7 protein-coding genes are annotated in these 8,647 nt (G+C 43.8%); 5 read left to right on the top strand and 2 right to left on the bottom strand.

Annotation, left to right across the window (positions count from 1 at the left end; all coding sequences use genetic code 11):
- Positions 1-750 precede the first annotated feature (750 nt).
- On the bottom strand, positions 751-3,471 hold the full coding sequence (gene acnA / locus CXF86_RS19700) for an aconitate hydratase AcnA (RefSeq protein WP_102039852.1): 2,721 nt from the start codon (positions 3,469-3,471) through the stop codon (positions 751-753).
- A 361-nt stretch (positions 3,472-3,832) separates the two neighbouring features.
- A complete protein-coding gene (locus CXF86_RS19695; RefSeq protein WP_102039851.1) occupies positions 3,833-4,774 on the bottom strand; it encodes a LysR family transcriptional regulator in 942 nt (313 codons plus the stop codon).
- Positions 4,775-4,907: 133 nt separating this feature from the next.
- Between CXF86_RS19695 and CXF86_RS19690 the strand changes: the two genes are divergently transcribed.
- From CXF86_RS19690 to CXF86_RS19670, 5 genes are all read left to right on the top strand, one after another.
- Complete coding sequence (locus CXF86_RS19690) at positions 4,908-5,156, top strand: hypothetical protein (RefSeq protein WP_101091687.1); 249 nt, start codon at positions 4,908-4,910, stop codon at positions 5,154-5,156.
- A 1-nt stretch (position 5,157) separates the two neighbouring features.
- Positions 5,158-6,090 (top strand): sodium-dependent bicarbonate transport family permease, encoded by a 933-nt coding sequence (locus CXF86_RS19685; protein WP_101091688.1) that lies wholly within the window; start codon positions 5,158-5,160, stop codon positions 6,088-6,090.
- A 15-nt stretch (positions 6,091-6,105) separates the two neighbouring features.
- On the top strand, positions 6,106-6,588 hold the full coding sequence (gene purE, locus CXF86_RS19680; RefSeq protein ID WP_101091689.1) for a 5-(carboxyamino)imidazole ribonucleotide mutase: 483 nt from the start codon (positions 6,106-6,108) through the stop codon (positions 6,586-6,588).
- Positions 6,588-7,688, top strand: coding sequence for a 5-(carboxyamino)imidazole ribonucleotide synthase (locus tag CXF86_RS19675; protein WP_101091690.1), 1,101 nt, complete (start codon positions 6,588-6,590; stop codon positions 7,686-7,688). Before purE ends, CXF86_RS19675 begins: the two co-directional genes overlap by 1 nt.
- Positions 7,689-8,051: 363 nt before the next feature.
- A complete protein-coding gene (locus CXF86_RS19670; RefSeq protein WP_102039850.1) occupies positions 8,052-8,495 on the top strand; it encodes a SirB2 family protein in 444 nt (147 codons plus the stop codon).
- Positions 8,496-8,647: the final 152 nt, after the last annotated feature.

Genomic DNA, 8,647 nt, shown 5'->3' with positions numbered 1-8,647 from the left:
TGAATCTAAGAAAGTGATCTGTTTCCACAAAAAAACCAATAATATTGTATATCCAAGCACCCTTTCTTACTTAATCTAATGCTGCTTGCGTCTATGACGTTTGAGCTTTTCTGACTCGTTATGGGGCAAAAGTTAGTTAGCCCCCTTACCCATTCTTGGACAATTAAGTAGTGGATATCTACATAACACTCGATTAAGCCAGTGAATATCTACATAACTGTCGATTAAGGAGTGAATATCGATTAAGCCATATGGTTCAAGTGGAGTAGCCAATCCATTATCATGAGTTCAGACGACGTAGCGGCTCTAACTTACATTTCTCAGGCTAGAATTGATTTTCTCAATAGTCACGCCGGTATCCAAAGCACTTTTAATTAAGCTATCCAAAACAGTTTCAGTGTAGAACCTTAGTCCTCTTTCACTACTTTTTGGTAGGACATACACGCTTCCTGATGCCGCTCATAGTCGTCGCATTTTAACGAAGTTCAATGCACTTAATGGATTTAAGCCAATATCTGTTTAAGTTGATAAATCAAATATATTCGAATAAAAAAGTAAAGCATTAATATTTGTGGTTACTTTCATGCTGATTGAACCTTTGATCGAGACACACAGTGCCACCAAACGGCTAAACAACAAACCGTCGCTGCCCATATCCATTTCGACAGAATACAAATAGGCCCAAGTCGTCAAACTTGGGCCTATTTACAGGTTATCTTAAACGGGTGATTACCTTATGTAGAACCCTGATTACTTGGCTAGATTGCGCAATACATAATGCAGAATACCGCCATGTTGGTAGTAACTGAACTCATTGGGAGTATCAATACGGATTTTCGCTTCAAACGAATCTTGCTTACCCGCTTTGTCGGTCGCAGTTACCTTGACTATTTTCTGACCAGCACTCACGGCAGGAATACTGAATTGCTCTTCACCAGTGAGGTTCAGCGACTCTGCACTGTCATCTGGCATAAACTGCAAAGGTAAAATACCCATTCCAACCAGGTTAGAGCGATGAATACGCTCATAACTTTGGGCAATGACCGATTTAACGCCCAACAGTGCAGGCCCTTTGGCTGCCCAGTCTCGTGAGCTACCCGTGCCATATTCCTTACCTGCAAGCACGATACAAGGAGTGCCCTGTTGTTGATACTGCATGGCAGCATCAAATACTGTCATCGACTCACCGTTAGGCATCAAGCGTGTCCGGCAGCCCTCAGTACCCGGAGCCAGCAGATTTTTCAGTCTGATATTGGCAAAGGTTCCGCGCATCATCACTTCATGGTTTCCGCGACGCGAACCGTAAGAGTTAAAGTCCTTAATGGCCACACCAGCCTGTTGTAAATAGTCTCCAGCAGGACTGTTTGGGGCAATAGATCCCGCTGGTGAAATATGATCGGTCGTGACCGAGTCACCCAATTTGAGTAAACAACGGGCATTGTCGATAGCCATTATTGCTGGTATCTCAGCACTGATCCCATCAAAAAATGGCGGTTGTTTAACATAGGTGGAATTCGGCCAGTTATATTTCTGGCTCTGCACCACTTCTAACCCTTGCCAGTCGGCATCGCCACTGTAAATATCGGCATAACGGGACACAAACATATCGCTTTGTACTGCGCTGGCCATGACCTGTTGGATTTCTTGATTGTCCGGCCAGATATCTCTTAAATAAACCGCATTACCATCAGCATCCTCCCCAAGTGACTCGCTAGCAATATCGGCCTTCATATTACCGGCCAGTGCATACGCCACCACAAGGGGCGGCGATGCCAGATAATTCGCTTGTACTTCAGGATGAATACGTCCATCGAAATTACGGTTGCCCGACAACACCGAACACACCTTCAACCTGCCCTGTTGTATCGCTTCACTAACAGGCTGAGGTAAGGGGCCGGAATTACCAATACAAGTGGTACAACCGTAACCCACTAACTGAAACCCTAGAGCATCTAAATCGACATTGAGACCCGATTTTATTAAATAATCTGTCACCACCTGCGATCCAGGTGCAAAACTGGTTTTCACCCAAGGTTTAACCTGCAAGCCTTTTTGGCGGGCATTTCTGGCCAATAATCCGGCGGCGATTAGCACTGATGGATTGGAGGTATTAGTACAACTGGTAATTGCGGCAATCACCACCGCGCCTGCTTCGAGGACAAAGTCCTTATCTCGATACTGGCAGGCAACGCCTGTGTTGCCATCAGCGACCGGCGCTGAGGGACCACCTTCGCTTGACAGTTCATCTTTACCTACAGTTTCGATTTGATTAACAGGGATCTGGCTGTCCAGCCACTGACGGAAACTGACACCCGCTTTATCAAGTGCAATCCTGTCCTGCGGCCTTTTAGGACCCGCAATAGAAGGCACAATACTGCCCAAATCTAATTGTAAACTGGCGTGATAACAGGCTTTGTTCTCAGATCCGCAGCCCCACATGTCCATCTCTTTAAGATAAGCCTTTATGAGCTCGATCCGCTCAGGATCACGACCAGTAAGGGCTAAGTAATCTACAGTTTGCTGATCGATCGGGAAAATACCACTGGTGGCACCGTATTCAGGGGCCATATTGGCAATGGTTGCTCTATCGGCTAGGGTCAGTTGATCGATGCCAGCACCAAAAAACTCAACAAATTTTCCTACCACCCCAAATTCACGTAATTGCTCGGTGACCGTTAACACCAGATCGGTAGCTGTAACCCCTGGTGGTAATGTACCGGTAAATTCAAAGCCGACAATTTCGGGTAACAGCATGGTAACGGGTTGGCCTAACATGGCGGCCTCAGCCTCAATGCCTCCTACGCCCCAGCCCAGCACACCCAAACCGTTAATCATGGTGGTATGAGAATCTGTACCGACTAAGGTGTCGGGATACAATAAGTTGTCTTCATCTTCTTTGACAAAAACCACCCGAGCCAAATATTCCAAATTAATCTGATGCACAATGCCGCGCCCTGGCGGCACCACTTTAAAGTTGTCAAAGGCTTGCTGACCCCAACGCAGAAATTGGTAGCGTTCACGGTTGCGCTTTATTTCGATGGCGGTATTTTTTTGCAGCGCGCCGGATTCGGCAAACACATCAACCATTACCGAATGGTCAATCACCAGCTCGACTGGATTGAGTGGATTAATCGCGTCAGCATTGCCACCTAATGTTTCGATAGCATCACGCATCGCGGCCAAATCGACCACAGAAGGTACACCGGTAAAATCTTGTAAAATAACCCTAGAGGGCACAAAAGCGATTTCGGTTTCTGACCAGTTATCTAAATCCCAGCGGGCCAAGGTATCTATATCCTCTGGCTGGACAAATTCTGAATTTTCATAGCGCAGTAAATTTTCTAATAAGATTTTTGCCGCAAAGGGTAAGCGGGATAAATCATAGTGTTCGGCTAATCGATCAAAGCTATAATACCGGAAAGTTTTTCCTTTACTTTCAAGCTGTTTCAATAATTGCATCGAATTTGTCATCACTGATCTCCCTATAAACGTTTATTGGTACTTCCTGCTAAGCTTAGTAAACACACTAACATAACCACATTAAAATCGTTCTGAAGTGGTATAGATAATTTGGCCACTCAATTAAAGGTTACATTAGGTTTTTGAGGGTAAATACAGACAGCTAAACTTCGAGATATATCCATTTCAAACACGTTTTGGGGTAGAAATGTGTTAATGCTTAAGCTCTATAAATGACTGTTGGTAGGTTTCTGGGTAGCGAAATGCCTTGTGGACACAGCCAATCTCGTAGCGGTTAACGGTAACATCTTCAAGCCTTTTACCTTCTACTGAGAAACTAAACTTGCCATTGCAATTAACCCTGTAGCGGGAATTAGAATGAATGGCGACTCAGCTCAGTAACTAACATACGGCGACCGTCGCTCTCAACATGTTGTAAAAAGGCCTGAGCAATGGCGGTTTGTCGTTTGGATTTTAGCCATAAAAAATACCAGTTCGAGTTAATAGGCAAAGATTCTACCTGTAATTGCGCTAATCCCATATTACCGCCAAATGCTAAGGTGTGCGCTGACAAAATACTAACCCCTAGACCCGACATCACGGAGTGCTTAATGGCCTCATTACTTTCTATGGTCATCTTGATATTGAGATTGACTCCCTTCTTTTCCATAAAACGTTCTATGGCTAAACGTGTGCCAGAGCCATCTTCACGCATTAAAAATGGTGCTTGACTTAACTCCTCAAGCGATACGGACTTTTGTTTAACAAAGGGGTGGTTCTCGTGGGCTATAGCCACTAAAGGGTTATTAAAAAACTCTATGCTTTCGGTATTAAGATCGGCTGGCGGGTGACTGAATACATAAAAATCATCAACCCCTTGTTTAAGTCGTTCAATAATTTGTTGGCGGTTGCCGATATTAAGCTGTACGCCAACATTTGGGTAACGCTCGCAAAACGGGCCTAACAAATGGGGGATAAAATACTTAGAGGTTGTCACTACCGCAAGACGCAACGTTCCCGACTTTAGTTCCCCTAAGTCAGACAAGGAACTTTCAAGTTTGGCAAAGCTGTCTAGCACTTCGGTGGCAGTTTTAACCACTTCTAGCCCTGCTTCTGTAAATACTAATTTACGACCTATGACATTGTATAGCGGTAAGCCAATGACATCGGCGAGCTTCTTAAGCTGCATTGAAATGGTAGGCTGAGTGAGGTGCAAATTTTGCGCAGCGCCGCCTACCGTACCGCAATCATACACTGCTAATAAGATCTCTAATTGTCTGAGCGTGCCCATATGGGCTTGTAAGCGTAGTGACATTGTTTACCTTATATAGATGTTTATCTATATAAAAGCACATAAACATCTATTTTTATATATAAACATTTTTTGGCACACTGCACAGCATAAAGCCAAGGTCAGTTTGTGACCCTCAATGAATGCTGGAGTCAGTATGAAGCAAGTAAAGCAGAACGTGTTACAAGATAAACAAGCGTTATTTGGTTTATTTACCGCTGCGATAATTTGCACCATTGCATTGACTGGATTAGCGCAAGGGCAGCCTAGCCTAGGGCTTTTAAGTGTTGGTGTTGGTATTGCCGCACTAATCTGCCTGTCATTGATATCAAAACGGGTTCGCCAATACCGAGTTTCTCAGCTGCTAAATGCAAAAGTTGGCTCACCTCCCCTTAAGGGACACTAACATGCAGTTAGATATCACTATCGCCTTTTTCATCTTAGGTGTGCTGGCAACCTTAGTGAAAGCCAATATTCAATTTCCTAAGGCATTATATCAGTCATTAACCTTGTTTCTATTAATTGCTATTGGCCTTAAGGGCGGTGTTGCATTAGCAGAATATGGCAATGCACAACTATTACCACAATCGTTATGGGTGATTGGCTTGGGGTTGCTCATTCCCTTGATTGCCTTTCCTGTATTGAGATTTGTCGGTCAGTTAAATAAACAAGATTCAGCGTCGATAGCTGCACACTATGGTTCGGTCAGTATTGGTACTTATGCAGTGGCAGTGTCGTTTCTAGAATCGCAAAATATCGAGTACGAAGCCTATTTCCCACTATTTGTGGTGCTACTAGAGATCCCCGCTATTATCGTCGGCATTGGGCTTGCCCAGCAAGCTGGTGAAAAAATTAAATGGCGAGCGCTACTGCATGAAGTGTTTTGTAATCAAAGCCTAGTGATCATGGTCGGTGCGCTGCTGATAGGTTACTGGGGCGCGGGTCGAGTGAGCACCGTCACACCACTGTTTTTTGAGTTATTCCATGGCGTACTAGCACTCTTTTTACTCGAGATGGGGATGTTGGCTGCCAGCCGTATAAAAGATTTAAAGCAGATGGGTAACTTTATGTTGTCTTTTGGTGTAGCAATGCCCTTGGTCGGGGGATTTTTAGGCTGCCTACTCGGCGTACAGATGGAGCTGAGCTTTGGCGGAGCAACCCTACTTGGCGTGCTAGGTGGAAGTGCATCATATATTGCAGTACCCGCAGCGATGCGGGTGGCCGTCCCCAAAGCGAATCAAAGCTTATCTATTACTTATTCACTGGCAATCACATTCCCGTTTAATGTGTTAGTTGGTATTCCAACCTACGCGTTGTTCACATTTTGGTTAACTAATTAAAATTATGAGGCAATTATGACACAAGCAAAAGTCGCGATTATTATGGGCTCTCAAAGTGACTGGCCAACCATGAAAAATGCTACCACAGTGTTAGAAGCATTAGAGGTAGAGTTTGATGCGCAGGTGGTATCGGCTCATCGTACACCAGAGCGTTTAATTGAGTTTAGTAAGCAAGCAGCAAACAACGGTGTAAAGGTGATCATTGCTGGTGCTGGCGGCGCTGCGCACCTCCCCGGAATGACCGCGGCTATGACTCACCTGCCAGTGATTGCCGTACCAGTATCGAGTAAAGCGTTAAAAGGCATGGACAGCTTGCTATCTATAGTGCAAATGCCAAAAGGTGTCGCGGTAGCGACTCAGGCAATTGGCGATCCAGGTGCTTACAATGCAGGCTTAATGGCGGTGCAAATTTTAGCTCTTGGCGATAAAGCACTTACCGAACGCTTATGTCACTGGCGTGCGAAGCAAACAGCCAATGTGCCAGTGGAGGTAGAGTAATGCACATCGCAATTATTGGTTGTGGCCAACTAGCAAGAATGATGGCGCTAGCTGGCATGCCGTTGGGGATAAATTTCAGTTTTGTTAACGACAATGCTTCAGACAGCGACACCGCATGTGTCGACGGGTTAGGCAGCGTGGTTACCTGGCAAACAGGTGATAATATTGGTCAGTTATATCAATCTTTGGGCCGCCCAGATGTCGTTAGCGTAGAAAAAGAGCAGGTGGAGCTGTCCTTGCTGCGAGGGCTAGCACTTTATTGCACTACTCATCCGAACGTTGACAGTGTTGCAAAATGCAAAAGCCGCATTAAGGAGAAGCAGTTACTTCGTGAGCTGAACATTCCATGCGCTGACTTTTCCCACGGACAAGCTGTAAGCTCACTGGGTGAAAGACTGGGCTTTCCTTTGGTGATCAAATCACTTGAGGAGGGTTATGATGGCAAAAATCAATGGGTCATCCGCAATAGAGACGATTTAGTCAATGCCTCCCCCAAGATAGCACCGGACTCTTATCTTGCTGAGCAGTTTGTTCATTTTGAGCGTGAAGTGTCGATTATAGGTGCCAGAGACGTACGAGGTAACATTCGCTGCTATCCTCTCACCGAAAATCAGCACGACAAAGGCATTTTATTAGCTTCTATGGCTCCGGCTCAAAAAGTTAGCCCTGCAATGACCAACGCCGCTGAAGACTATTTTAGCCGTCTCGTGAAGCATCTTGATTATGTCGGCGTGTTAGCCATTGAGTTGTTTGTGATAAATGGGGAATTACTAGTCAACGAGCTAGCACCAAGGGTACATAATAGTGGCCATTGGACCCAACTTGGTGGTCAAACTTGTCAATTTGAAAACCATATTCGTGCTATTGCCGGGTTGCCGTTGGGTAACACAGAAGTGCAAGGGAATGTTGGTATGCTCAACCTTTTAGGCACTAATAACCCTCCCATGAATAGCCTTACCGCCAGCTCTAGTTTGCATTGGTACAACAAACAACCTAAACCGAATCGTAAGCTTGGCCATATCAACTTCAGTGCTAGCAACCACGCGACGTTACAACAGCAAATGGCTAGTGCCGCGGCGAGTATTGATATTAATCGCTAACAGCAACGTAGTGTATTGACCAGCTATATAGAAGTTTTACATTACAAAAGTATGCCTACATTATATTTTACAGATTGAACTAAACGACCAACGTAACTAATAAAGGGCATAAACGGGTTAGACCAATAACCCACTTCTGGACATAAATGTGTTCGATAATAGAGGTCTCTTGGTAAGAATTAGTAAACCTGATTGATCTTTATTTCATCTTTTTACGTAATTTTTCAATGGGAATATTTCATTAAATCTAGTAAGCATTCTTAGAAATCATAAGATTGTTAAAACTTAAGATCTACGGATATATAATTAAATTACAAACAGATAGTATAATTTTAAATGTAAAAACACTTAGGGAACAACAATATGTACATGATAGTTAAGCACACCCACCTGACAATAATAGCGATTACATTTATATTTTTCATCATTAACTTTGTGTTAACTATGAAAGGGTCTGACAAGGTCAATAATAAACTGCTTAAGATTGGACCACACGTTTTATATACTCTATTTACCTGTACCTTTATTTATCTGGTTGTAGTTAACCCACTTAATTTGTACCCCTTCGTGAATGGCTGGGCATCATCTAAATTAGGTGGTTTCGTACTCTATGTACTCTCTATTACTTTTGCGCTTAAGTGGGCAAAGTCAACATCATGGCGTATTGTCGGCTTCATAAGTGCAACGTTTTGGTTAGTAATGAGTGCACGACTTGGTTTTGCCGACCATCTTAAATTAAAAGGTATTGATCAAGATACTAATGCATATTTTGAGTTAGGACATTCTATGTTAACAGCAACTTGTTAGCCTCTTTCGATTGAAGTGGTTAATTTATTTTGACTACTATTTAGAAGACATGGGAAGACTATATCCAACTTTTTCCATTAGATATTATTCCGCCAATTACCGTAGTTAGTAACTTGTTTGGGGCAAAAAGGAGTTAGTCCCCTAGCCCATTC

This window comes from Shewanella sp. GutCb (assembly GCF_002836135.1).
Classification (GTDB): domain Bacteria; phylum Pseudomonadota; class Gammaproteobacteria; order Enterobacterales; family Shewanellaceae; genus Shewanella.
The sequence above is the reverse complement of the archived record's forward strand: the minus strand, read 5'-3'. Positions and strand labels throughout refer to the sequence as shown.